Annotated in this window: 25 protein-coding genes and 1 pseudogene; 7 read left to right on the top strand and 19 right to left on the bottom strand. The window is 44.0% G+C overall.

The genetic code is table 11. The annotated features are described in order from the left end of the window. Nucleotides 1-74 precede the first annotated feature (74 nt). The 6 genes from DW677_RS01655 to DW677_RS01630 form a co-directional block, all read right to left on the bottom strand. Entirely contained in the window at nt 75-923 is an 849-nt protein-coding gene (locus tag DW677_RS01655; protein WP_107000085.1) for an ATP-binding protein, read from the bottom strand. Then, complete coding sequence (locus DW677_RS01650; protein ID WP_107000086.1) at nt 920-1,639, bottom strand: replication initiator protein A; 720 nt, start codon at nt 1,637-1,639, stop codon at nt 920-922. Before DW677_RS01650 ends, DW677_RS01655 begins: the two co-directional genes overlap by 4 nt. Nucleotides 1,640-1,675: 36 nt before the next feature. Beyond that, nucleotides 1,676-2,047, bottom strand: coding sequence for an adenylate cyclase (locus DW677_RS01645; RefSeq protein WP_117504976.1), 372 nt, complete (start codon nt 2,045-2,047; stop codon nt 1,676-1,678). Between the two features lie 2 nt (nt 2,048-2,049). After that, entirely contained in the window at nt 2,050-2,967 is a 918-nt protein-coding gene (locus tag DW677_RS01640) for a ParM/StbA family protein (RefSeq protein WP_107000088.1), read from the bottom strand. Nucleotides 2,968-3,197: 230 nt separating this feature from the next. Then, nucleotides 3,198-3,830 (bottom strand): helix-turn-helix transcriptional regulator, encoded by a 633-nt coding sequence (locus tag DW677_RS01635; protein WP_117566378.1) that lies wholly within the window; start codon nt 3,828-3,830, stop codon nt 3,198-3,200. Nucleotides 3,831-3,929: 99 nt separating this feature from the next. Next, nucleotides 3,930-5,225, bottom strand: a complete 1,296-nt coding sequence (locus DW677_RS01630) for an ATP-binding protein (RefSeq protein WP_107000090.1) — start codon at nt 5,223-5,225, stop codon at nt 3,930-3,932. 583 nt (nt 5,226-5,808) lie between these two features. Here DW677_RS01630 and DW677_RS01625 point away from each other — a divergent pair. Together DW677_RS01625 and DW677_RS01620 are read left to right on the top strand one after the other, a co-directional pair. Then, nucleotides 5,809-6,171, top strand: coding sequence for a hypothetical protein (locus tag DW677_RS01625; protein WP_117566377.1), 363 nt, complete (start codon nt 5,809-5,811; stop codon nt 6,169-6,171). Next, nucleotides 6,096-6,791 (top strand): transposase, encoded by a 696-nt coding sequence (locus tag DW677_RS01620; RefSeq protein WP_107000092.1) that lies wholly within the window; start codon nt 6,096-6,098, stop codon nt 6,789-6,791. Before DW677_RS01625 ends, DW677_RS01620 begins: the two co-directional genes overlap by 76 nt. 189 nt (nt 6,792-6,980) lie before the next feature. Here the strand turns inward: DW677_RS01620 and DW677_RS01615 are convergent, their stop codons facing one another. The 3 genes from DW677_RS01615 to DW677_RS01600 all read right to left on the bottom strand — a co-directional run bounded on the left by DW677_RS01615 (nt 6,981) and on the right by DW677_RS01600 (nt 11,033). Beyond that, nucleotides 6,981-7,910: a type II CAAX endopeptidase family protein gene (locus tag DW677_RS01615; protein ID WP_117504970.1), complete on the bottom strand. Its 930-nt coding sequence runs from the start codon at nt 7,908-7,910 to the stop codon at nt 6,981-6,983. A 53-nt stretch (nt 7,911-7,963) separates the two neighbouring features. Continuing rightward, nucleotides 7,964-8,251, bottom strand: coding sequence for a hypothetical protein (locus tag DW677_RS01610; protein WP_107000094.1), 288 nt, complete (start codon nt 8,249-8,251; stop codon nt 7,964-7,966). 469 nt (nt 8,252-8,720) lie between these two features. Then, nucleotides 8,721-11,033 carry an NB-ARC domain-containing protein gene (locus tag DW677_RS01600; protein ID WP_117566376.1) on the bottom strand — a complete coding sequence of 771 codons (2,313 nt, stop codon included), beginning with the start codon at nt 11,031-11,033 and terminating at the stop codon, nt 8,721-8,723. Between the two features lie 292 nt (nt 11,034-11,325). Here DW677_RS01600 and DW677_RS01595 point away from each other — a divergent pair, with 292 nt between their 5' ends. Then, nucleotides 11,326-11,469 carry a hypothetical protein gene (locus tag DW677_RS01595; RefSeq protein WP_233430165.1) on the top strand — a complete coding sequence of 48 codons (144 nt, stop codon included), beginning with the start codon at nt 11,326-11,328 and terminating at the stop codon, nt 11,467-11,469. 20 nt (nt 11,470-11,489) lie between these two features. Here DW677_RS01595 and DW677_RS01590 read toward each other — a convergent pair whose 3' ends face one another. Next, nucleotides 11,490-11,966 (bottom strand): helix-turn-helix domain-containing protein, encoded by a 477-nt coding sequence (locus tag DW677_RS01590; protein ID WP_158553078.1) that lies wholly within the window; start codon nt 11,964-11,966, stop codon nt 11,490-11,492. Nucleotides 11,967-12,100: 134 nt separating this feature from the next. Next, a pseudogene (locus DW677_RS01585) lies at nt 12,101-12,376 on the bottom strand (sigma-70 family RNA polymerase sigma factor); the annotation flags it as partial. 289 nt (nt 12,377-12,665) lie between these two features. On the opposite strand from DW677_RS01585, the gene DW677_RS01580 reads away from it, so the two are divergent. Together DW677_RS01580 and DW677_RS01575 are read left to right on the top strand one after the other, a co-directional pair. Then, entirely contained in the window at nt 12,666-13,193 is a 528-nt protein-coding gene (locus DW677_RS01580; protein ID WP_117566375.1) for a hypothetical protein, read from the top strand. A 210-nt stretch (nt 13,194-13,403) separates the two neighbouring features. Next, nucleotides 13,404-15,131 carry a carbon starvation protein A gene (locus DW677_RS01575; protein ID WP_117566374.1) on the top strand — a complete coding sequence of 576 codons (1,728 nt, stop codon included), beginning with the start codon at nt 13,404-13,406 and terminating at the stop codon, nt 15,129-15,131. Nucleotides 15,132-15,187: 56 nt separating this feature from the next. Here DW677_RS01575 and DW677_RS18205 read toward each other — a convergent pair whose 3' ends face one another. The 8 genes from DW677_RS18205 to DW677_RS01540 form a co-directional block, all read right to left on the bottom strand. Next, nucleotides 15,188-15,364 (bottom strand): hypothetical protein, encoded by a 177-nt coding sequence (locus DW677_RS18205; protein WP_181968283.1) that lies wholly within the window; start codon nt 15,362-15,364, stop codon nt 15,188-15,190. Next, the gene (locus DW677_RS01570) at nt 15,351-16,682 is read right to left on the bottom strand and encodes an acetyl-CoA hydrolase/transferase C-terminal domain-containing protein (RefSeq protein ID WP_117566373.1); all 1,332 of its coding nucleotides are present in this window, start codon (nt 16,680-16,682) and stop codon (nt 15,351-15,353) included. Before DW677_RS01570 ends, DW677_RS18205 begins: the two co-directional genes overlap by 14 nt. A gap of 32 nt (nt 16,683-16,714) precedes the next feature. After that, a complete protein-coding gene (locus tag DW677_RS01565; RefSeq protein WP_117566372.1) occupies nt 16,715-18,061 on the bottom strand; it encodes an SLC13 family permease in 1,347 nt (448 codons plus the stop codon). Nucleotides 18,062-18,311: 250 nt separating this feature from the next. Further along, nucleotides 18,312-19,208: a LysR family transcriptional regulator gene (locus tag DW677_RS01560; protein WP_117566371.1), complete on the bottom strand. Its 897-nt coding sequence runs from the start codon at nt 19,206-19,208 to the stop codon at nt 18,312-18,314. 100 nt (nt 19,209-19,308) lie between these two features. Further along, nucleotides 19,309-20,619, bottom strand: coding sequence for an FtsX-like permease family protein (locus DW677_RS01555; RefSeq protein ID WP_117469385.1), 1,311 nt, complete (start codon nt 20,617-20,619; stop codon nt 19,309-19,311). Beyond that, nucleotides 20,606-22,522, bottom strand: a complete 1,917-nt coding sequence (locus tag DW677_RS01550; protein ID WP_242990502.1) for a CARDB domain-containing protein — start codon at nt 22,520-22,522, stop codon at nt 20,606-20,608. The genes DW677_RS01555 and DW677_RS01550 overlap by 14 nt, the downstream gene beginning before the upstream one ends. A gap of 77 nt (nt 22,523-22,599) precedes the next feature. Next, a complete protein-coding gene (locus DW677_RS01545) occupies nt 22,600-23,448 on the bottom strand; it encodes an ABC transporter ATP-binding protein (RefSeq protein ID WP_117566370.1) in 849 nt (282 codons plus the stop codon). A gap of 232 nt (nt 23,449-23,680) precedes the next feature. Further along, entirely contained in the window at nt 23,681-24,721 is a 1,041-nt protein-coding gene (locus tag DW677_RS01540; protein ID WP_117566369.1) for a hypothetical protein, read from the bottom strand. A gap of 202 nt (nt 24,722-24,923) precedes the next feature. On the opposite strand from DW677_RS01540, the gene pyrB reads away from it, so the two are divergent. Then, entirely contained in the window at nt 24,924-25,847 is a 924-nt protein-coding gene (gene pyrB / locus DW677_RS01535; RefSeq protein ID WP_117566368.1) for an aspartate carbamoyltransferase, read from the top strand. Continuing rightward, on the top strand, nt 25,841-26,263 hold the full coding sequence (locus DW677_RS01530; RefSeq protein WP_015554166.1) for an aspartate carbamoyltransferase regulatory subunit: 423 nt from the start codon (nt 25,841-25,843) through the stop codon (nt 26,261-26,263). Before pyrB ends, DW677_RS01530 begins: the two co-directional genes overlap by 7 nt. Nucleotides 26,264-26,314 lie beyond the last annotated feature (51 nt).

Raw genomic sequence — 26,314 nt, 5'->3', positions numbered from 1 at the left:
GTGCCGGGATTGTTGCTGCATGAGCGGAATTATCAATGCACCGCTGATTAGGAGACAATCCGGCACCGCCGGTCTTACGTTCCAGTACCGCTTTCCAGTATTTTCCGTGCTTCTTTCATGCTTTCAGCGGCATTTCTCTGCCGGATATTCTGATTGTTGATTCTCAGCGGCACACACCGTTCCAATACTCGGTCATAGATACGGGAGCGAGTCAGATCCTGCGGATTTTTCAGTTCCTCCAAGGTCATATTAGTTGTCACAATCAGTGGCAATTTGCTGCGATATCGGCTATCAATGACATTGAATACCTGTTCCAAGGCAAACTCCGTACTGCGCTCAATTCCCAGGTCATCAATAATCAGCAGACTGTACTGGTTCAGGCTGTCGATATATTGGTTCTTCTCCTCGGAATACAGCCCGGACAGGGCGTTGAGAATCCGGGAGAAATTGGTCATCAGCACCGGAACACCCTGCTCCAGCAGAGCGTTGGCGATACATCCGGCAAAAAAGGATTTTCCGGTTCCCACATCGCCCCAGAGAAGCAAGCCGATGGATTTTGCCTTCATTTCGCTCCAATGGACAACATAGTCATGGGCTTTCTGCATTTCCGGGTTGTAACCCTTATCATTGGCAAAGGTGTATTCCCGCAGGGACTTGTCCTGTAAGCCGTTGGCTTTCAGACGGGACACCTGATCCAGAAATTCACGGTGCTTTCTCTCCGCTTCCTCTTTATCCTGGACTTCCTGCTGACAGCGGCAGCGAATGGGAACCACCATTTCCTTTCCAAGAACAACCACATGGTGCTGCCTGGGTGTTTTACATTTGGCGCAGTGGATGAGGTTGTCTGATTCATTGCGGTATTCATCTTCCTGCAAAGGGCGGTCAGAAAAGATATTCTGAATGGTGCCAGTGATTTGGTTCATAGGCTTTCATCCTCCTTACATTCATAGCTGCGTCTTACGGGAGCCGGGTGATCCTGCGTATACCAGCTGTGAATCGTAGCAGCGTGGTCTTGATACCGCTTCCCGCTGGAACGTATATAGCCAGACAGCTTTTCGATATATTCCCGGTATAATGGTATTTCCTTTTGAAGCTGTGCCAGCTCCTTTTCATTCAGGAAAACATTTTGATATTTTCCGTAAGCGGTGCGGTCAGCCTTACTCCCTTGTTTCTTTATCTTGTTATTGTTCTTTTCATTATTACTTCCGGACACTTTTCTTTCCCTTACAGAGACAGTTTCCTGTCCGTCAGACGGATAGGTTTCTGTCTGTATCAGGGAAAGATTTCTGTCCGTCTGCACCAGATATTCCGGTGGGACTTTTACATAGATTTTGTTTGGCAATCCCGGTCCCTGACGCTTGCGGAAAATCAAATCCGTTTTTTCCAGAACTGCCAGAGCGGTCTTAACAGACATTTCGCTTTTGTGCATGGTTTCTGCCAAATCCTTGATTGGAAAGAATATGAACGCACGCCCACGCTCATCTACCCAGCCTTCGTTTTTCTGTGAAAGTCTTGCTCTATCCAACAAAAGTACATACAGTATTTTTGCGGTTTCACTCAGCTGCTCCATATCCAGTAAAAATCGTGGAAATGCCATATACGGCGGTATCAGGGTATCCTTTATTAGAAACTGTGTCATGCGTTCACCTCCTTCCGTTGTCAGAATAGATACCGGTTATTCCCCAAGAAAATCCCAGTCAAGGTCTGCATCTTCCGGTTCGGATGCTGCAACAGCTACCTGCGGTGTAATCTGAGCAATACCAACCATACAGCCTGCCAAATATACCGGTAGGGTCCTGTTCATGGCATTTTCCACCGCTGTTACAATCTGCTCCACGAAGCGTTCCTCACGCTCTCTGGTTTCCAGATACGGCTCATCTTGCTTCTTGTAGTAACGGTCAAAGTAGTCCACCAGAGAAATGGCGATAATCTGGCTGTAGGATTTGAATTTCTTTTTATCCATCGTTTGCAGATACTGCCACGCCCGGTTCTGCACATCCTTGTCCAGATTGAAACGAAGATTTGTGCTGCGGATATTCTCACTCATGCTTACTCCTTCCTGCGAAGGCTGGCATGGGCGAGATATTCATATCCCTTAGCAGTCGCACAAATATCATCCAGAATGGTTACACGGGTTTCATCGTACTGCCCGAAGTTTCTGACCAGACAGCCACCACCGCCAACAATATACAGTCGCATCAGTTCCGGATTGTATTCATAGCGGCGGAGTGTGGCGAAAATATCCGCTACATACCTTTTCGCAATGGCAGTGATACAGTCCAGATAAGGCTTGCCGATGTCCGCTGTTCCATAGCGAAGCACCTGCTCAATGGTGACTTCTTCGATTTTGACACCAAAGCTGTCCAGCACGGCATTTTTAGCAGCGATCATACACTGGTTCACACCAAACTTCTCTGTCCAACAACGGCTCTCCACCGCCTTTTTATTGTTGATATAGAGAATGTTCATGGTGCCGTTTCCGATGTCTGCAAGGAGATTGGTTCCCTTGAAATCGCCCAATCTGCTGACAATAGCGGGATAACCTTGAGGGAACAAACTGCATCCGACAAAATGGAGCTTGTACTCCTTACCATTGAAATGGAAAGATACATATTCATTGCGGAGCAGGTAAGTTCGGAAATCTTCACGCTGTTTGCGAACCCAGGTCAGCGGCAGACCGGCAGCCAGATGAACATCTGCTTCACGGATGCCATACGCATTCAGCTCTCTGGCAACTGCCATCAGAGTCAAAAGATAATAGTCCTCATCCATGGCTTTGTCCGGAATAAATTCCTTGTGTCCCTCTCCGATGCGGTAATAGGTGCCGTTGTATTCCAGAATGTTACCGGAGAAAATCGGTTCTGTGTCATAGGCAGTAATGCCGGTAGGGGTGACGGTGTTTGCTGTTTTGATGTTGCCGTAGCCATGATCTACGGCGATAATTTTGATGCTTTTCAGTTCTTTCATTTGCTTAATTCCTCCTCAAAAAATTTGATAGTCATAAAAAATGCCCTCTTTTCAGTAGATTTGCTTTGAAGTGGCACCGGATTTTTGAATTTGGTGCTGTTTTCATTGCAATTTCATTCTACTGGAAAGAGGGCAAAAGCACATTGAGCGTGGATTGAGTGGAAATTGAGCAAAAAAAGAAGCAGCCACACACCGTAGTGCATGACTGCTATACAAAATCATTTTTCCTTTTATTCTTTTGGCAAATAACTTTTGTCTATTGAAAGATTAACACAAGTTGCTACTGCAATATAGATTACTAAAATAATAGCCTCTAATACCAAAGTATTATACGGACGAGGGTAGAATCCTGCCGCAACACTTACGATAAATCTAATCGGGAAATAAAGTCCCAACCAAGTAGAAATTTTGTAAAACTTTCTACGGAAGTTCTTTGTTTTTTCTGTTGCACTGGATACTTTCTTCTGATACGCATATTCAAACCCGCCAATGGCTGCAACAAACGGCAGGAAACTTAGAAATGCAAAAAACACATTTTGAAGAATGAACATTGTCATAAACTGCATCAAAAGTATCATCACTTCAAGTGTCACCAGATAGATCATAATCTGACCGAGATTATCGTTTTGAACTTCTTTTATCTTCGGCAAGTCATTATCACTTTGGTAATCATCGTTCAGTAAGTAATCTGTTGTAACATCAAACAGCTTGCTAAGTTGAAGAATGTTATTTGCATCAGGCATCGCAGCTCCTGATTCCCAACGAGAAATAGCTTGTCTTGATACATCCAGTTTTTCAGCCAAATCCTCCTGAGACATTCCATTGGACTTTCTCAGTCCTACAATTTTATCAGATAGTTTCATATGAAATCCTCCTTTGCTTGGTGACTTCATTGTACTTAAAATCACTATAATTCACCACCACACCGACTTTGCATATCCGCAACAAGAGTTTACATTGTACTATTTTTCAAGAATTTGCGGGTCAAGAAGGAAATCATAGATATTCACGGTCAAAATACCATAGTTATCATAGTACGGCTGTACAATATCTTTTGTAATAACAATCTTCTTGAAAGAATCGTCTATCTTTCTAAACGGTCTGATTTCCTGAGTACGTTTCGCTTCATCAGGTAATGAATAAGCTGACTGGATATAATATCTGGAAGAACCGAGATTGCATACAAAATCAACTTCCAGCTGTTTACGGGTTACCTTTCCTTCTTGGTCTTTTTCCGCAATAATAACAACACCAACGTCCACGCTGTATCCACGCATACGCAGTTCGTTATAAATCACATTTTCCATGGAATGTGTCTGCTCAAACTGACGGAAGTTAATCCTTGCGTTGCGAAGCCCAAGATCAGAGAAATAGTATTTCTTTGGAGTTTCAATATATGCCTTACCCTTGATGTCATATCTCTGTGCTGATTCAATCAGGAAAGAATCCTCAAAACAATCCAGATATTTCTTGATCGTTTTTGAAGTGATTTTAGATTTTTTTACAGTCTTAAAGGTATTCTTTAACTTCTCAGGATTGGTCAGAGAACCAATAGCAGAGGAAAGGATATTCAGCAGGTCTTCCAGTTCTCCAATATTTTTAATCCGGTTACGTTTGAAAATATCTCGAATATAAATTTCGCTAAACAGGTTTTGCAATGCTGCCGCCTTATCGCTGCTACTTTCACGAAGAACGACCAGCGGGATGCCTCCGTAAAGCATATATTCAGACAATCCCATATACTTGTCGCCTTTGAAAACCGACATAAATTCCGAAAAACTCAGTGGATACATATGGACTTCATCTCCACGTCCGGCAAACTCCGTAACAATATCTTTGGACAGGAATTTTGCATTACTTCCGGTTACGAATACATCCATATTATCTTTGCGAAGATAACCATTCAATACAGATTCAAAGCAGTCCATCAGCTGAACTTCATCCAAAAGCAGATAATACATTCCATCCGTGGTAACTTGGGAACGGATATATGCCATAAATTTCTCCGGATCAACTCCACGTTTTTCTTTTTCAATTTTGATAAGGCTTTCTCCAATCAAATACAGGTCATCTGCGGAATCAAACGCAAAACGAATAATATGGTCAGCAGGGACACCGGACTCTAACAAGTGATTATAGAAAATATTATTCAGCAGATAGGACTTTCCACATCTGCGAATACCTGTAATTACCTTAATCAATCCATTGTTCTTTCTTCTAATCAATTTGTCTAAGTAAAAATCTCTGCGAATCTCCATACGATAACCTCCTTAGGAAAGATTTTTGCAACTTAATACAGTTTTCTGTTCTATATTACCATATCGCAACCTTCAAATCAATATGTATAACCGGTTTTAGGAAAGATTTTTGCAACTTAACACAGTTTTCCGTTCTAAAGCCTATTATATGCTTCAATCAGGATATTATCCCTGTATTCTCTCATTGTTTTATTCTGTTTCAACAAAGGAAAAGCAGCCACACACCGTTAAGTACATGGCTGCCCAAGGCAGTTCTTTATTTAATTTGAGGCTACGACAGACTGCGATTTGAAAAATGATGATTTTATAAACTATATACCCACTAATCCCATTGTAACTTAATCTTGCCATCTGCTTTTTCAAATTTAAGTATTAGATCTATAAATGAGTAAATCCTAAATTTTGCACAAAAGAAAGACACCCTCTGCTGAATGATGTATAATTGAAGTGTGACCAACAACCTACTCATTCAAACAAGGGGGTGCCTATTGCAAACATTATACATCATTCCAATAAGATTTACAATTACTTTAAAGTTCTCAACCTCAACTGTTTTTTATCCGATATTTACCTGCAGCATTTTATGGCTATCATTCTTTCTACCTTTTTGCGTGGATACCGTGGCAAAACAACGGATTTCGCCTTGACCAGCCAACATCATAGAACGATTGTGGCTCACTTCCTGAATCAGGGAAAGTGGAATGATTTCCTTTTTCAGGATGCCCTAAGAAACAGCGTTGCATATTTGATCTACCGGGAGGCGACTATTTCCGGTCAGCCTATCTTTTGCATTGTGGATGATACGATTGCTTCCCATACAAAGCTTTCGTCACAGGCTTTGCATCCAATCGAAGCTGCGTATTTTCATCAATCTCATCTGAAAGGCAGACAGGATTATGGGCACCAGATCGTGTCCGTCATGCTTTCTGCAATGGAATCACTCTGAATTATGCCGTTATTCTGTATGATAAAACAAAATCAAAGATCCAGATCATACAGGATATTGCTGCAGAACTTCCTATTGCACCGATAGTTTCCTACTTCCTTTGTGACAGCTGGTATACTTCAGCCAAAGTCATGGATTGCTTTGCTAAAAAAGGATTCTACACCATAGGGGCTTTAAAAACCAACCGAATCCTCTATCCTTGCGGAATCCGTCAGAAAGCCAGTGCATTTGCCCTTCACTTGCGGAAAACAGATCCAAACATCAGCCTTGTGACCGTTGATAAAAGGCAGTTTTACGTATATCGGTATGAAGGGAATCTGAATGATGTTCCCAATACAGTGGTTCTACTGAGCTATCCAACACCATGTTTTGGGATTCCAAAAGCACTGCGGATCTTTGTTTCAACGAATGCAGCATTATCCACGCAGGAAATCCTGAGACTTTATACCCAACGCTGGCAAATTGAACTGTTTTTCCGACAAAGCAAGAAAAAGCTTGGTCTGGATAAATATCAGCTGCGTTCCCAAAAAGGAATCCAGAGATACTGGCTGATGATGTCATTTGTCCATTATATGTGTTGCACTTGCAAAGGAACCTATATTTTTTTACATATAGAATAACCAACTTCTTCCCAAACAGGATCCTTTAGATAATCTATTGCATCCGAAATAATAATAAGCAAATCCATATAGCATTTGGGTGATGATTCCTCTTTTTTATATAAACTCAAAATATACTCAAAATAGCCATCAATAAAGTTGACAGACCATTTCTGCGACTCACTACCTTTCATGAAATAACACCTACCTTTATAAATTTAGTCCAAAAGAAACCAACGATATCAGCCATGAAACTCCAAAATAAAAAACAAATGACATAATTCCAGCTGTATTAAAAAAAACTACTAATCTACTTTTTTCAGAAATAATTTTTTCTAATAATTTCTTTTTACAATAATACAAATGTAAAAGTATATTCTTCTTACTACAGAGCAATAGCAGGATTAAAAGCATTAAAAAGAGTCCTGCATTTAATAACATGGTTAAAACCATATTCATTGAAAAGGAAAACAATTTATTTTCCCACAAGAAAATCCCCAGATTATGAATAACATGAAAAGTAATAGCATACCATAAATTTCCTGTGAGGCAGACCAAAACACCTGAAAAAAAACCAATCAAAAGAAATATTAATAATAACCCCTGACCATGCATTATAGCAAACAGTATAGTTGTTGCTAAAATTGCAAATCCCTCCCCATAAGACTTCAGCTTAGACCATAGAATTCCCCGAAAAATCCATTCCTCTACCAGAGGTCCCAGTATTACACCTGTGAAAATATCTAAACCACTGTGTAAACTTTTATCATTCATCATTACGATGTCTTGAAATACTTTTGCATACAAAAACAAAAAGAATGCACAAAAAACATGGGATAAAAATATTACAAATGCCGTTAATAAACCTTTTTCCAATACGGATAATTCATATTTGTTTTTAGAATAACATGTATCCAGCAAAGACAACCTTCCCCATTTTTTCATTCCCACCCATACGATACCAGCCCAAAATATATAAAAAGCCATATTTTCAGCAAAAATCGGCATTATTCGCATAAGTATTAGCGAACCCAAATACGCAATCAATAAGATCCATCCTATTTTGCCGGCAATTATTTTTAATTCACATTTCCTTTGTTCGTCCATCGTGCATATATTCTCCATATAAAAATGTCCCATAATTATCCTCCTGGTTTTAATTTGCTCCTTGCAACTTTTAAGCAAAAATTATACTATAACTTATTAAAAAACTCTTCACGTTTCTTTAATGTTCGAATAGCAATCCTGATTAGTTGCAGATATTTTGCTTCTAAATTTCTCTTTCCAGTTAAGCGGTTACAGAGCATGTGGCATATTGAAAGCAAAATGTGTTGTTTTGTCTCAGTTAATGTAGGTGCAAAATACAATGCTTTTTTCAGGAATTGTAACTTTTCTTTTCTTTTTAAATAAATTGACAAACTTTCTTTTAATCGCTCATCAATATTTTCTATAGCTCCCTTATCCAGTTGGAAAAGTATCATTATCTTTTCCGATGTGCAAAGGAAAGTCATGACTTTAGCACTTTTATGAAATCTATAGCGTAGTTTTGTGCAATTTTTCAAATTTGCTCATTTATAGTATTAGAAAATATCTACATTTTTCATCGACAGTCAACATACCGGTTTTTATCTCTGGTGTCAAATCTAATATGGTCTCTTTATTTTCATTTTCTACAATAACATGGATACTTCCTTTTGAGACATCGCCATCCAACTTAAAAGTATATTAACGACTTTCGTTAAATTTTATTACCTTTTTTACATATCCGCTACAAGATGAAAAAGAAACTTCGCATTTATTTTTCCCTCTGAGTGAAACAACAAATAATAAGGCTCGTTTTGCGTTCAAAATCATATATCCGTTGACCCATAAAAAATAAAACAAAACCAACATTGAAATAAATACAATCGCTAATTTCATGAATTCACTCATGCCAACACCTCACAAAATTCAATTTTTCGCATCCAACCACTGTCTACCTAATTGCACCCCAGCCTGAGTATAAGTTTCTAATATGTCCTGCTTCTTTTCTTCAATCAGTTCCGGTTCAGCATCAAACAGCACCTCATAGATAGCCAGAGCGTTCTTAAAGTGTGTGGTAGCTTGCAGCACATCGCCGATTGACAGACAGATATTGCCCATAGCTTCTTGTACAACGGCATAATCACCGGACACATCAGAGTTAGATTCTTTGATGACACGAGACAGCCTTTGTAATGCAGATAACCCGAGGTACGGCTCACCCATATCCGTCAGCAGTACCGCATAATTGGTGATTTGCGGAATACTGTCATGATAAGGCGCCAAGCCGTATTGCTCAAGCAAGTGAATACCCGTTTCCATATGCTGCTTTGCCAGTTCCAACTTACTGGTCTGCTTATACAGACCGCCAAGGTTTGCATGGAGATTCGCTGCAAGAAGGGCGTTCTCTGCGGTCACTTCGGAGATCAGCGTCACAGCTTCTTTTTCCAGCTTGATTGCCTTTTCCGGTTTCTTCTCATTAGCGGCACGGAAGTCCAGAAGCAAAGCACGGTCAGAAACAGAACCAATGGTATTGTCTTTCAGCATAGAAGCCAGTTCTGTCAAAATCAATTCCATTCCAGATTCATAGCCATACTTCTGCATATACGGAAAGGAATCTTCCAAAAACCGGAGATAGGATGCAGTATCGTCTTTTTCAATCGAAGTCACGATATTATTGACCGTCTGGAACAACTGTTTGTAATAGGAAACTTCTTCGCCATGCCGTAGACAAAGTTCCTGCAAGCTGTTGAGCAGGGTGTGGCAGTTCCGGACAGAAGGCTTGGCTTCTGTAATTGCTACTTCCTGAATCATCGGATGCAAGGCAATCGAATGACAGGACTTTGTCTGTATGAATCCTTTTTCCACCAGATCGTTGATGGTATTCATATTCCGAAGCATCAACCAGCCTGCAAACACACGGGAACTGATACCGGTTGTCGGTACAAACGCCATGCTCCGCATAATATCCTGTTCATCACCGGCAAGCTGATACAAGGAAAACAATGTATGGATATGGTCATAGTAAGTTGCCTTGCGGCTCTGACCGTCCTTGGTGATGCCGATTTTATCATCAGCATCCAAGGATGTTTTTTCTTCTTTCAGCTTTTCCAGCAAATCCATCGGCTCCAGAATACCCGTTTCAAGCAGTCGAGCTGCCAGTTCTACCGCCAACGTGTGACTGTGAACCGTATCAATGATTTGTTCCAATACACTCTGGTATTTTTCTGCGTCCGAGAAAAAGCAACCGGCAATGGATAATAACGCCTGCTTGCCTGCAATTTCGGTTACTTCCATGGAATCGTAGTTATCAAATCTGCTGCGGGTCGTGAACAACATACGGCAGCGATATTTCATCACAACAGAAAGAGTGCTGTCCTGAGAAGCCGTAGTATTAAAATTATCTACAATAAACAGCGTATCTTCTTTCAATGTACGCAGGAAGCGATTGTGTTTGCGGAAGCGTTCCTGCTCGCTGTCATCCGGAAGGTCATCAGCAAAATCCATATCCGCTATATCCTGCATCAGATTACCGGTATAGGTCAGATACAGAACATTGGTGTATTCCTTGCGGTGCTGCTTTGCATAGGCTTTTGCCAGTTCGCTCTTACCGATACCGGCGATGCCATGAAGAAATACCTTTCCATGCTCCAATAACAATTCGTGAAGCATTTCCAGTTCTTTTTCACGTCCGCAGAAATGTCGGCAAGGCTTTGGTGCTCCTTCATCAGCAATGAAATCACTGAGAATTGGAGAAAGCTTTCCGTCAGCAAGGAGATTCTTTACCTTTGGGTCACGCTTGATAAACTCACGCTCCATGCCGAAGCAAAGAACATCCGCTATAAACGATGCTTCATCCTCTCGGCTATCACAAGGATAGTGCCGGGAGCATTCTTTTTTTACTCGTTCCGAAATGGTATCATCCTGCATTAGCAGTCGGTATACTTCCTGTGCAGCCATAGAACTATCATACATTGAAAGCAGTACATTGTTTTCCAAATCTGCTGCCAGTTTTTCACGATTGCCATCTCTGGAATAAAACTGCGTTATTTTCGGACTGATTTTTGCCTGCCCGGTGAACCAGCGGCAGACCAATGCCATATCAAATGTAATCGTTTCCTTTGTTTGGGTAAACAAGGAGCTAAAAACATCTTCTAACAATGCAGTTTGGTTTGTATCGTAATCGTCGCTGATAAAGCGTCGAACAATGGTCATGACTGAACTGAAATCACATCTTTCCATAAACAGCCCTCCCTTCGAAAAGTAGTCAATTTATGGTCAATTGGCACTCAATGTGCCTTTGACAGTTTCTTGATAGAATGATATCACGAAAGAAGTTCCGAATATCTTACCTTTTATTATAGCATCAATTCCTATTTTTTGAAGTAGCAAAGCGGCTGCAGTAATGTGGTTATAGCGGACAACTTCTCTCTCATAAACTGAAATACCGAGGGAGGTGCGTGGTATCGCAAGAAAGAGTGCTCCAATCAATGTAATTGTCCATTATCCTAAAACAGAACAGGGGAAACGTGAATTGGCAGAGCGAGTAGCCGGTGTCCACGCAGATATGGTCAATCAGTATATCAAAAAATTAAATTGTCCATCCGATCAAAAGGCGGAGTTGCTGGGTGCGGTTATCGCATCCGCAAAAAAGGAAGCAGGTGAGCAAACCGATTAAGGCCCCCTCACCTGCTTTTCTTATGCTTTTATTTTCCCTTTGAAATACTTGTTCCAGGAATTGATGTTCATTCGCTTTTGATGATCTTCCCATGCTCGAAGCAGATTAGGTGAAATTCCCATCAGCCGAGCAAACGGTTTCTTTTTTAGTCCCAAACTTTCACGATATTCTCGTATCATCTTTCCTTGTCCTTTATATAAGAAGCGATTGTAATCATCCAGCAGGTCATCCACCGGTACTCCATATAGCTCTGCCAACTTGTCCACAATCTCCTTTGGATAGTAGTCAACATATCCGACTTCAAAATCTATGTAATGTCCACGGCTGATACCGATCAGCTCTGCAACTTCCTTTTGCATCAGGCCCATGTGATGACGGCACCAACGGAGCCTGTCCGGTACATTGGGAATATCTTCGTAGTTCTGATACTGCTGATTGAACAGCTGTGCTTCCAAGATCTTGCGAGGGGCGATCGGTCGGAAACTATGGATATACATAGGTGCATACCTTACGCAGCCGTCCAAAGCAGAGCAAAGGATATACATATTCTCGGATACCTGTGCCAAAATACGCCATCTCGGTTCTTTTCGGCTCTGGGGATACTGGTTTGGAACCATAAACGCATCCGTGAGAGGATAGCATTCTCCACACATTTCGCCGCATATGTGGCAAGCCGCGATCCTTTCTCCACATTGAAGGTATTTACAGCCTTTATGAGTCCTATGGTCCCCACCGACAGAAGATCATCCATATCGTATCCGGTCTGCTGGTACTTCTTTATGACATGGGCAACAAGACGGAGATTCCGGTTGATCAGCACTTCTCTCGCTTCCAGGTCGCCCTCTTTGTAACGCTTCAGGTACTCCCGCTCTTCCTGTATGCTCAGTGGTTTCGGAAATGTCTTCAAAGAAAGCCGCCTTAAGCTTCATTACCTTATTTTATGCGGGCGGATCTGTTCAGGTGCTTTTACAATTTCGATTGTTTTTCCGTTACATCAGGATCTGGATCTGCGGTCTTTTTTGCCTGTATCTCATCGTATCCGCACCGGGCACTCATCTTTTTGTTAATATTTCGTTTTGTTACTCCTGTTTTTTGCAAAAAACTTGCATATTTATGTCGACAGGAGTATAATAAATTGATTTTATAAAATTTTTATAATTTTTAATATTTGTATAATAATTAGATTGGAAAATGGAATGCAGTACACAAGAGAATCCGCACTAGAGCGGCTGTTAAAGAATTACGAACCTTATTACGATATTCACATGATGATCAATGGTGATCAATCCCCGATCACAGCCCGCTGTGATTTTTTTGAGCATTCCGGACAGTATGTCATCTCAAAAAAGGCGGAATTGTGGTCCGCGGACAATGAGGAATTCCTGTATCTCGTGAATGTTCCGCACCTGACGCTGGATCTTTTTGAAAGCTTAAAGAATGAGATCCACGAGGATGGCATGGGCCGGATCCATGTTGGACCAGGCCATATGGCTTCCTATATTACGGCAGTCTTTATCTGCGATACCTGTGATGAGGACGCAAGGAAAGCCTTAAAAAAATGCCGTATTTACAAAAGTTTTCATTTTTCCCTGCATGGCTGGATGAATTTTCATGCGGCGTTGGTGGAGGTGGCTGACGGGAAGGTCACTTCAAACGCAAGCGGTCACCATGTTGCGAAAATTTTGAAAAAGATATTATATGATACCAGGGGGAAAAGGTCTTAAATCCGATGCAGGCTTGCCTGCAAGAGGTTTTTTGACCTTGGACCCCGCCAAAAACATGAATAAGCAGCCATTTTTCGCAGAAAAATGAGCGGATTATGAATGTTTTTGAGTATTGTGAGAGCACAAAGTGCGGAACAATACGGTATCAAAGGGGCCAAAAACTTTTGACCCCAACATTATTATATTTTAAAAGAAAGGGAGATAGCAACAATGAATTCATTAGTACTTCTCATCGTCTGTGTTGCCATTCTTGGCATCGGCTATGTCTGCTACGGCGGCTGGCTGTGTAAGCAGTGGGGCGTAGGCGAAAGCAAAACAGAGACACCGGCTCATACAATGGCAGACGGTGTTGACTATGTACCGGCAAAAGCTCCGGTTCTTATGGGACACCATTTCTCATCCATCGCAGGCGCAGGCCCGATCACCGGACCGATCGGTGCAGCTATGTTCGGATGGCTTCCGGTGACCTTATGGATCCTCATCGGAGGTATTTTCTTCGGCGGTGTCCATGACTTCGGCGCACTGTTCGCATCTGTCCGCAGCAAAGGACAGTCCATCGGAGAGATCATCTCCGCAAACATGAGCAAACGTGCAAAGCAGCTCTTCATCATCTTCTCTTACCTGACCCTGATCTTAGTCGTAGCTGCATTCGCTTCGATCGTTGCTTCCACATTCGGCGCAGTTTACGATGAAAGCGGCGCTCTTGATATGGCGAAATCTGCGACTCCGGCAACTGTAGCAATGATCTCGATCCTGTTCATCCTGATCGCGATCGTGTTCGGTTTCTGTGTATACCGCCGCAACATGCCGATGGGCATCGCTTCCGTATTCGGCGTTCTTGCGATCGTTCTGATCATGGCGATCGGAATGAACTTTCATCCGATCTACCTTTCCACAAAGACATGGATGTGGATCGTTGGTCTCTACATCGCCATCGCTTCTGTAACACCGGTATGGATCCTTCTCCAGCCGCGTGACTACTTAAGCTCCTTCCTTCTCTACGCGATGTTGGCAGTCGCAGCGTTCGGTGTCATCGTCGCTCATCCGACCTTCGACTCCACCTTCCCGGCTGTGACAAGCTTTGCAGTTGACAATGGAAATGGTACCCAGTACATGTTCCCGGTGCTGTTCACGACCGTTGCCTGCGGTGCGATCTCCGGTTTCCACTCTCTGGTATCTTCCGGTACCACATCCAAGCAGCTCGACAAAGAGACTGACGCGAAACCGATCGCTTATGGCGGAATGCTCTTAGAGTGTGTTCTCGCAGTTTTAACTCTCTGCGCCATCGGTTACGCTTACAAGTGGAACGCGGTTCATCCGGACCAGGCGTTAAAGGGCGCGACAGCGATCTTCGGCGGCGGTATCGCTCACATGATCGACGATATCATCCCGGGAAGCTACAGCATTTTAAACTCCTTACTGGTACTTACATATTCCGCATTCTGCCTGACTTCTCTTGATACCGCAACCCGTCTTGCGCGTTTCATGTTCCAGGAGTTCTGGCTGGAGCCGGGCGAAACTGCTGCTGATATCAAAGAGGGCTGGAAAAAGGTTATGGTAAATCCATACTTCGCTACGATCCTCACGGTTGTTCTGGGCATCCTTCTCGGTATGAACGGATACGGAAAGATCTGGGGGCTCTTCGGAGCTGCAAACCAGCTTCTTGCAGGTATCGGCCTCTTAGCCGTTGCCACATGGCTCGGAAACATGGGCAAAAACAACAAGATGTTCCTGATCCCGATGGCATTCATGATCGTCGTTACGATCACATCCCTTGCACTCACAGTTAAGAACCAGATCGGCATGATCGCTGCAGGCGGCGCTGACTGGGGTCCGTGGGCACAGACGATCCTCGGAATCCTTCTGATCTTCCTTGCGATCATCCTTGTTATTGAGGGTGTACAGACACTGTCCAGACAGAAGGCGGCCAAGGCTTAAGTGCCGGGTAAATGATCAGATATTTTAAGAATTGAAAAAGACACGTCATACAGGTTTTAAGTGAAATCTGTATGGCGTGTCTTTTGGTTTACCGGATCTTTTAATCCCGATTTTTCTGTTGTCTGGCAACCGTCCGCCTTTCCATGCGCGGCTTTACAGTGGAATTTTTCTGCCACTTTCCAACCTGCCTGTGGACTGGCAACTCTACAAATAGTTATTTTACCAAAGTTCATACTCCTCAACTGCTTTTGTGAGCTCTTCCCTAAAATCCGGATGAGCGATCTTTATTAATTCTTTTGCACGCTCTTCTACCGTAAGTCCCCTAAGCCATGCGATTCCATATTCGGTAACAACATAGTCCACATCATTTCTGGATGTTGTTACAACTGCTCCTTCATGAAGGAACGGAACAATTTTTGATTTTAATACTTTATTACCGTTCTCGTCCTTTGCATAATATGTGGAATGCATTGCCAGAATTGACTTTCCTCCCGGTGACATCTGTGCGCCCTGAACCGTCTCAGACTGTCCGCCTGTTCCGGACCACTGATGATATCCAACGGTCTCGGAAGCCGCCTGCCCCATAAGGTCCATCTCCAGTGTCGTGTTGATTGATACAAATTTATTGTTCTTTCCGATCGTATATGGATCGTTCGAAAACGTGCTTGACTTAAACAATACGCTCGGATTATCATCAAGGAAATCATATAGTCTCTGGGATCCCATCGTAAAAGAACATACTGAATAACCGTTGTAAAATCCTTTCTGTGAATTATCAACTGCCCCACACTCGATCAAGTCGACCATAGTCTCCGTGAACATTTCTGTATGAATTCCAAGATGCTTTTTTGTTTTCAGTTCATTTGCAACTGCGTTCGGAATGTTTCCGATTCCAAGCTGGATCGTTGAACCATCTTCCACCAGCGATGCTACATTCTTTCCAATCTTCTCGTCCACATCCGTATACGGAACGACCACCGCAGTCGGAATCGGTCTGTCACTTTCAACAAGGACATCTGCCTCTGAAACGTGAACCAGTGTATCCCCAAATGTCCTCGGATAATTTTTATTTACCTCAAGAATCACATATGCCCCTGCGTTAATCAAATCACGCTCATAAATCGCGCTGATGGAAAGTGTCATATATCCACAGTCATCCATCGGAGAAACTGTCGCCATGACCACCGGTCTTCTTCCCTCAAAGCGTACCCGATCCAAAGTCTTTTTTAAGACGGTTGTGGAACACTGCGGAACTGCGCTGACAAGCTTATTCGGTCTTTCTTTTCTCAATGCGGCGCTGAAAAACCATCCATGATGGGACATGATCTTCTTCATTTCCGGATCATGCAGCGCCGGATAATCCATCGGAAGACAAGTGTTTAATATAATATCCCGAACTCCTGTATCTTTTAAATGCTGCAATTCCTGTAAAATTCCTACAGGCTCCGCTGCTGCCTGGGCTGTAAAGATCCAATCACGATTCCGAATCATTTCTATCGCGCCTGCCGCTGTTTTCTTTTTCTGATTATATAAATCTATGTATTTGCTCATATATTTCCTCCATGCTGATATTTATTTAACCGTTAAAACCACATCGGAAATGTTCCGATTGAATTCATGATAAGGATCAGGATAAAGCTTACCACTCCCGCAATGGTCGATGGAATACATACAGCTTTTACAGTATCTCCAACAGTCAGTCCAGACGCGTCCTTCATATACCAGAAGGTTACATCTGTCGGAATAAGAAGGACAAGCTGTCCAATTCCGCAGATAAGACCAAATGCCATTAAAGAAGCTCCGCTGTCAACGAATGTTGACATGAACAGTGAGATTGCTGTGGATCCAGCAACTGTTCCAGCTCCGGTTCCCGCATGAAGGGCTACAAGAAGGATCAGGGCAAGCCACAACAAGTTGATACTCGTATTAGAAAGCATTCCCACGATATATTCACCAACACCTGCTGCCTGAAGAACTCCTGCATAAACGTTTGCGAAACCAAGCATGGTAAGTACAGTTCCGGATTCCTTGATTCCGTCCGCAAAGATCACAGTTGAAGCTCTCGGAAGATAATTTCGAAGTGTCCACATAGAAATCATAGTGATGATAAACATGGATATTCCGGTATTACCGATAAAGGAAAGAAATCCTCTCATAAAGCTGCCATCCGGCGTAAAATACGGTGCGAAAGAACCAATTGTGATCGTTGCGATCGGAATAAGAATAAGGGCAAGAACTAATAATGCAGATGGTTTTGTCGGATCTGCGCTTAAATCAATTGCCTCAGCATCGATCTCATCTACGTGTCCTTTTTTCTTGAGATGGTTTGAAAATAAATAAGCAAAGATCGTGCTGACGATCGCGCCAGGTATCGTGATCAAAATTCCATAGATCATATACCAGCCGATATCGATGCCAAGAAGTCCTGCGAAAAGTACCGGACCGGATGTCGGTACGACCGCGCATGCTGTAAGCAGAGACGGAACGACAAATGCTGTGAGGTATGCCGGAACCGGTCTTCCTGTCAGTTTTGACATTGGTCGAAACATTGGAATCACAATTGCGCAGGATGCCAGAAGTCCTACCGGAATGGAAAGGATATATCCGACAATTGCCATCGCGATCAGATCATATTTGTTTCCCACAATGCGTACCATGAATTTTGCAAATTCTGTTACACCGCCTGACTCATTTAAATACTGGCTGAATGTAAACGCAAAAACCATCAAGATACCCGTACTGACTAAAATACTTCCGAATGAGCTATTAAACGTTCCGGCAATTGAACCGAAATCAACTCTTCCAATAATGGCTGCCACGATCGCGCCGATAAAAAGACAGAGTGACGGATTCAACTTTTTCGACAGGATCAGGACAATGATCACTGCCAGCGAAATCACGAACGTCCAAAGTAAATACATATCATTCATACATTTTCCTCCTTCGTGTCTTTATGTATTTATTTGCTAAATTCAATATATCATTCTTTGTTTTTTTAGTAAAATTGACAAAATTCATCAACTTTATTCCTAAAATTCATGAGCTCATTCTTGTAAGATTCCCCTCCCAAAAATTTTCCTCTCCGACTCTTTCCTACAGCTATTATCCGGATTTATGGCAACAAAAAAGATCTCCACGCACGGTTCTGATTCGTACGTGAAAATCTTCCTAATAGTTCTGTCATTCTATAAAATTTTTTACAACATTATTCCGGCACATTTCCCAGAAATTCTGCATTGCTGATGTCACCGGTCTGTCTTTTCTCCGAATCACCGACATGCCCCAGCCGAAATCCGGGTCACTCAGATGGATCTGTTTTACTCTGGAATTATTGAATTTTTCAATCAGCGGTCTCGGCAGAATACTGATTCCCTGATTATTTGCTACCATTTCGAAGATAAACTCCCATTGATTGCTTTCAAAGGCAAATACTGGTTCACAGTTTATTTCCCTGAATTTACTCATCACAAAATCATAGTATTTATATTCTTTTCCAACCATAAGAATCGGCTCTCGAATAATTTCAGACGCAGAGACACTCTTTCTGTCCGCAAACGGATGGTCATTTGATACAAGAAGAACCGCCTCTGACTGTACAACCGGCTCTTTTTCAATTCTCTGATCTTCAAACGGCTCAATGACAACACTCATATCAAGTACCCCATCCAGCACCATCTTAATTCCTTCTTCAGTGTTTACTTCTTTTACAAGCAAGCTGCTTGATGGATATTGCCTTTTATATTTATAGATCATAGAGGAAAAGTACATTGCACCGGACGTCGGAGTGATTCCTATGCTGAATTCATCCTTATTCTTTTCAAGTTCACAGAGAAGCTGCTTTGTTTTTTTATCGAAAAAATCCAGTATTTCTGAAGCATAGACAAACACTGTCTCTCCATCTCTTGTGAGCTGAAAGTCTTTAGCTCCCCGATCGATCAAAACGGTACCAAGTTCACTCTCCAAAGACTGAATTGCCTTGCTCAATGCTGACTGTGTCACAAAAAGTTTATTGGCTGCCTTCGTAAAACTCTTTAGCTTTACCGTTTCAGCAAAATATTCCAATTGTCGGTTATTCATAGCAACCCCCCTTTTCCTACCCCAATATGCTTATTGTACCACTCCCTTTCCCTTTCATGCAATGAAAAAAGACACCATACTAGTGTCTTTTTTCATCTTCCTATTCATTCCGAATCGCCGCCAGCGGACTTAATTTCATCGCCCGCAGTGCCGGGAAAAGTCCGGCCAGCATGCCGATGAGGACCGCAAAGACCACAGCGGATCCGGAAAGCCACAGCGGGATCCTTGAGATCGCTCCGGAGCCGCCGGTCATGCCGGAGAGACTGGCTCCCAGAAACTTATTGATCGCCGCGGAGACGCTGTAGCTTAAGCCAAGTCCCAGAACGCCTCCCATAAATCCGATAAATCCTGCCTCCATCAAAAACATCGTCCGGATATCTCCAAGCGCACATCCCAAAACCTTCAGCACACCGATCTCCTTCGTTCTCTCATAGATGGACATCATCATCGTGTTTGCAATTCCGATTGCCGCCACAAACAGCGATACAGCACCGATGCCTCCGAGGACCGCCTGGATCATATCCGTCTGCTGCTGGGCCTGTTCGAGCCACTGCATGCTGCTGTAGGCCTCATAGCCCATATCTGTGATCGCTTTCTGGACCTCCGTCACATGTTCCATATCGTCCACATTCACATAAACCATATTGTAGACAAAATAATTGTAGGGTTTTCCCTTTTTATTTGTCGGCTGTCCGGGGATCGGGTTCTTCCGGTAGATTTTTTTCAGCTGGGTCTTTAACAGATCAATATCCGTGTAGATCTGGTATCCATACTCAGAAAATCCGTTCTCGCCGCCATCCACCAGAGCACAGGCCGGGAAAAGATACTTTTTCTGGCTGTTTTCATCCCCGTTTCCCATATTCTGGAACATGGTAAAAAACGGCTTGTGTATAAGATCCACTTTGGAAAGATCCTCACCGTCCCAGCTTCCCTTTCCGGTCTTGCTGTTATAAAAGTTGTCGGAAACCATATTTCCGACGATAAATTCCAGAGTCGCCGCATTCTTATCCGGAAGCTTTCCCTCCGCCAGCGGAATCTGTTCCAACTCCTCCCTTGGCATTCCCACAATGTTCGAATATCCCTGATAAACTCCCTGCTTCAGATTCACATCTGTCTCCAGGATCGGGGACACACTCTTCACATGTGGGATCTTCGCAAGCTTCGTCACCGTGGCGTCCACGAGGTAATCGTCCTCGGACTGGTTCCCGTATCCGGAACTGATCTGGATCCTTGTGAGACTTCCGAAGGAAGCATAGGATTCCACGGTATTTTCCTTCAATCCGATTCCCAGAGAGACCATGACTACGATGGAGGCCGTGCCGATGACAACACCCAGAACGGTAAGTCCCGTCCTGAGTTTCCGTCTGCGCAGGTTATTGATGCTCATGATGAGCAGATCAAAGAATCTCATCGTCCATTCCCGCTTTCTTCTTTTTGCGTCTGATGACCACAAGGATCACAGCTGCAAGGACCACTCCCACGATTCCCACCGGAATTGCGAGATGTTTCAGTTTATCCGTCGTGGACGGTTCCGGCTGTATATCGTCACTGCTCCAGGTATCATCAACATTGCTTTCATCCATGCTCTGATCCTCATTTACCATAAGCTGGATCTCTTTCTCGACCGTAGAGACTTTTCCGTTCTCATCCTCATATGTAATGGAGAGTTTTACCTTTCCGTCATCCATGGTCGGGGCGATCCCGTTGATCATCGTATCCACGTTTCCGCTTTTTCCGGGTTCGATATTTCCAACATAAGCCTCATTCTTCTGGATAGAATCAGCCTCAAAGACCGCGTTCACGTTATAGAGCATGACTTTTCCGGTGTTGTTGATGGAAAACATCACGTTTGACTCTTCGCCTACGGAAATAGCATCCGGCATGACCTCGATGGTGCCGGTATTTAACCGTGCCTCCTGCTTTAATCCAACCGCGATCTTTACGGCTTCCTTCGCGTTCTTGAATTCCGGGCTGTCATACTGCTCATTGATCGTGATCGTGTAGGAACGCTGTTCCGCTGTGGGACTTGAAGAAAATTTTATCGTCAGCGTGTCGGATGCTCCCGGTGCCAGAGAATTAACAACCACGGAGTTTGAACCGTTCACCGTCGTAAATACCGGACTGTCGCTCACTGTTTCCGACTCGAAGGTAAACAGGATGTTGCTGGCTGCGATACTGTTGGAAGCGTTTTTCATGCGCACCTTCAGCGTAAAATCCTGTCCGGCATAGATCTCCGCAGGATCCGTCTCAAAGCTGTCGACGATGATACGCGCCTTTGTTCTTTCGTTCTCGCCTGCTTCAGAATCCAGAGAATCATCCTCGTCTTTTCCATAGACCCGCACATAAAAGGTATCCTCAATGGGAGCAGCAAAGTTTCCATTCTCATTTTCCCGGTAACGGATCTTAAACTTGATCGGATAATAGCCGGATTTCGCCTTTTCCCGCACCGCCATGCTGAATGGAACCGCCACCGTCTGATCCGGATTCATATTTCCCATCTGCCGGTCATAATTTCCGTCATTGATCTCGAACGGAAACTTCGCGATATCCTCAGAGAGCTCCATATCGACACGTACATCGTAGGCGGTCTTATAACCGGTATTTCTCACATTTACATCGAAATTCATGACCTCGGAATAGTTCGCGGACGGGGTGGGCTGATTCTCGCCGAGGGCGAATGCTACCGGCTCGGAGTTGTCCTCATTTGTCTCACTGGTTCCTGTTGTCTTCTTTGTCTCGATCCACGCCATGATCGTCTTTGCGTACTCGGATGACATTCCGTCCTCGCCCTGAGCGCGCTTCGAGATATAGATCAGGATCGGATAGTATCCCTCTTCCAGACCTTTTTTTACATTGACATTCAGGTTGACGGTCTTTTTCGCTTTTTTATTTACATGACCGACCTTGTAATGGCGGTTTAAAGAATCTGTCACCTCAAAGGGATAGATCGTCTTCATAGACTGAACGATGCTGCTCTCCTCGCTGTCGCGGTCCTCCGTCTTTGTGATCTCATCGGAATAATGGTTCCGGAAATCATCCTCGGAGGCGATCCAGATCTCCGTCTCGATCCAGTCTTTGTCCTCCATGTTCATGAGTGTCACGGAGACGGTTCCGTTTTTTCCGATATATAAGGTCGGCGTCTTTCCGATCACAAGGCGGACGGTATCATTGTCGTCATCCATCCGGTATACCTGTGGGATCGTCTCCGCCGCTTCTGTTGTCTCCTTCGCCGCGAATGCAGTTGCCGGGACTGCGCCCATCAGCATGCACGCGGCAAGGAATGTTGCCATCCAGCGTAATCCTTTTATTTTCATACTGTTCCTCTCCTCCTGGCTGTTCTATTTTAGTTATTTGTGCCAGCTTTCCATATTTTTGCGTTTATTCCAAAATTTTATTCTGACTTTCCCTCTATCTGGTGTTCTTCTGCTTCCACAACTGTCTCTATTTGCTCTTCTGCTGCCGGATTCTTAGATTTTCCCTCTGCCTGCGCCTCTGCCGCCGCCTGCATGGACTCTTCTAACTGCACAAGATCCACCTCATGGTGATTCTCCTCGATACTCACGATCTTTCCGTCGATGATCTTAAAGATCCGGTCCGCGTAGGTCGCCAGATTATTGTCGTGGGTAACCATCACAAGCGTCTGTTTCTCCTCTCTCACGACCTTCTGCATGAGTTTTAATACTTCCATCGTTGTCTTCGAATCCAGGTTTCCCGTGGGCTCGTCCGCGAAGATGATCTGCGGGTTCATCGCCAGGGCTCTTGCGATTCCGACTCGCTGCTGCTGTCCACCGGACATCTGGTTCGGCATATGGGTCATAAATTTCTCAAGTCCCACAAGCCTTAAATACTGCTTCGCCCGCTTGATCCTCGCTGCCCTCGGCATTCCCCGAAACGATAACGGCAAAGCCACATTTTCCACCGCATCCATCGTCCCGATCAGGTTGTAGGACTGGAAGATAAACCCGACCCGCTCTCTTCGGAAGGTCACAAGCTGTTTTTCATTCAACTTTTCTATATGTTTTCCGGCGATCACGATCTCTCCTTTTGTCGGGTGTTCCAGACCTGCCAACATATTTAAAAGCGTCGATTTACCGGAACCGGACGGTCCGGTGATCGCGCAGAACTCGCCCCGGTGGATCTCAAAACTCACACCATTTAACGCGTAAACCTTCTCCTCGCCCATGCGGTAAACCTTATACAGATCTTTTACCTGTATTACCGCATCTTCCTTCTGCTGCATCCGTCCGCCCCCTTCTTCTTAAATTTTTACAGCGTTTTTTCGCCGATTCTTTTTATATTTCAAGTATATCGTTCCCATCGTGTTCTGACTATATAAAATTACTTAATTATTCTTACAATTTCTTACGTTCTTCCGGATCCGCAGAACCCACGGTCAATTCTCTCCGCAGTCATAGAAAAAAGGGAATCTCTCCGGTTTTACTGAAACCGTAGAAATTCCCTTTGCGCCTGTCCTATTCCATTTTTTCTGAATCTGTTTCTTTTACATCTGCCTCTTCTATGTCTGCTTTTTCTTCGTTGTTCGTTTCCGGCTGCAGGTTTTCAACCGTTCTGTCCATATTCCACTGCTCTCCCTGCTTATTTTCCTCCTCACCGGAAAGTCTCCTCTTAAATTCTTTCAGGTACTCTTCCAACGACACATACTGTCCATTATTTACCCGATATGACGGATTCCACATCCGCACGACCCGGACCTCTGCCTCGTCCTTCTTTGTTTCCTTCACCGGTCGGTAGTCCCTGTCCGCAAAGAATACATCTCCCCGGACCAGATCCTTCCATTTCATATAGATCTCACGGTTCTTTTTCTGCTTTTTATTCTGGAAAACTTCCATAACGATCAGGCGGAAGAGATCCTCGCCGCAGCAGACCACGGTCTTTGGATTTAAGAGACGGATCTGCTTCTTGATAAACTCGATATAATACTGGCCGTAGTCCATGCTGATTTCGTCGGCCGCGCCTTTTCCACCGCGCTTATTGATATAGAGGACTGCTGCCTTTTCCCTTAGTTTTTTCCCCGGAAGCCTGCACTCCTCGCCTGGATGTTTTTCCTCCCACAGGATCTTCTGCATGCTTGTGAGATAATCCAGATATTCCACCCGGCCGGAGGGACTTTTTCCGGATAGGAAATCCGCGCGGATGTCCGATGCCACCGGCATCGTCTCACCCTTCTGGATCATCTTTCTCATATTTGTCTCTTTTAATATGTAAAGCGTCCCGTCATAATGTTCCGGATCCGCGATTCCGTCGACATGAAAATTTCTCTGATCCAGCTCCGGATAGCAGGTGTTCCCAAAGGGATCTTCCTCCATCTGCTGCATCAGCTCCCACAACACATAAAGTTCCTCTATAGAGCGGCATTTCGCGACCTGCCCTTCCAGAACGATCTGTTCCATCGTCTTTCTCATAGTTCCTCCACCGCGCGTTTCCCGCAGTTTTTCATTTGCATTTCTGACTTTCTCCAATGTCCTTTTTCCACGGGATTTCACGAATTTCATCTGGCAGTTCTTCCTGCCCTGCAGAATTTGTCCACTTATTTTTCTTTTGTTTCTCTGCGTTCACTGTTTCATATTTTAACACAATTTTCTTAAAAAAAATAGTGGAAATTCTGTTTCAGATTCGCTATAATAGTGAAAATGCCTAAGCGCGGTCACATACGATGCGGACCGCCGTGAGGCCTGAAAGGAGATTATAAACATCATGAGACACATGTTAAATCCTCTTGACTTTTCTCTTGAGGAGACGGAAAGTCTTTTAGAACTTGCCGCCGACATTGAGAAAGACCGTTTCCGATACGCACATGTATGCGACGGAAAGAAATTAGCTACTCTCTTCTATGAGCCCAGCACAAGAACCCGTTTAAGCTTTGAAGCTGCCATGTTAAATCTTGGAGGCTCCGTTCTCGGATTTTCCTCCGCTGATTCCAGTTCCGCTTCCAAGGGCGAAAGTGTTTCCGATACAATCCGTGTTATTTCCTGCTACGCAGATATCTGCGCGATGAGACATCCAAAGGAAGGCGCCGCTTATGTAGCCTCCATCAAATCTTCAATTCCTGTTATTAACGCCGGAGACGGCGGTCACCAGCATCCCACCCAGACTTTAACCGATTTATATACGATCCGTTCTTTAAAGGGCAGACTCTCCAATATGACGGTCGGACTCTGCGGAGATCTGAAATTTGGCCGTACCGTTCACTCCCTGATCAACGCGCTGTCCCGCTACGAGGGAATCCGTTTTATCCTGATCTCCCCGCCGGAATTAAAGGTACCGGATTATATCAAGGAGAGTGTCCTTGATGCCAAAAATATCGAGTACCGTGAGACGACCAGTCTTGATGACGCGATGGAAGAACTGGATATCCTCTACATGACAAGAGTCCAGAAGGAGCGTTTCTTCAACGAGGAAGACTACATCCGCATGAAGGACTGTTACATTCTTGATAAGGATAAGATGAAACTTGCGAAACCGGATATGTATGTGCTTCACCCGCTCCCGCGTGTCAACGAGATCTCTGTTGAGGTGGACGATGACCCGCGTGCCGCTTACTTCAGACAGGCCCAGAACGGCGTATATGTCCGTATGGCACTCATTATGACATTACTGGAGGTAGAAAAGCCATGTTAAATATCAGCGGAATTCAGGAAGGCGTTGTCCTTGACCATATCCAGGCGGGCAAGAGCATGGATATCTATCGCTATCTGCGCCTCGGCGAGTTAGACTGCACAGTCGCGATCATCAAGAACGCAAAGAGCAACAAGATGGGAAGAAAAGATATCATCAAGATCGAGGGACCGTTAGACTCCATCGACCTCGATATCCTCGGCTATATTGACCACAACATCACCGTCAACATCATCCGCGACGACAAGATCGCCGAGAAGCGCACCCTGCATCTCCCGAAGATCTTAAAGAACGTGATCCACTGCAAGAACCCGCGCTGCATCACCTCCATCGAGCAGGAGCTGCCGCATATTTTCTATCTCGATGATAAGGATCATGAGGTATATCGCTGCAGATATTGTGATGAGAAGCACAGTTGATTCCGCTTCCGCAGGTTGCGAAGTGCTGTAAAACGCAGCAAAGAGAACCAT

The sequence above is a fragment of the Clostridium sp. AM25-23AC genome, from assembly GCF_003435125.1.
In the GTDB taxonomy this organism is placed as follows: Bacteria; Bacillota; Clostridia; order Lachnospirales; family Lachnospiraceae; genus Pilosibacter; species Pilosibacter fragilis.
The sequence above is the reverse complement of the archived record's forward strand: the minus strand, read 5'-3'. Positions and strand labels throughout refer to the sequence as shown.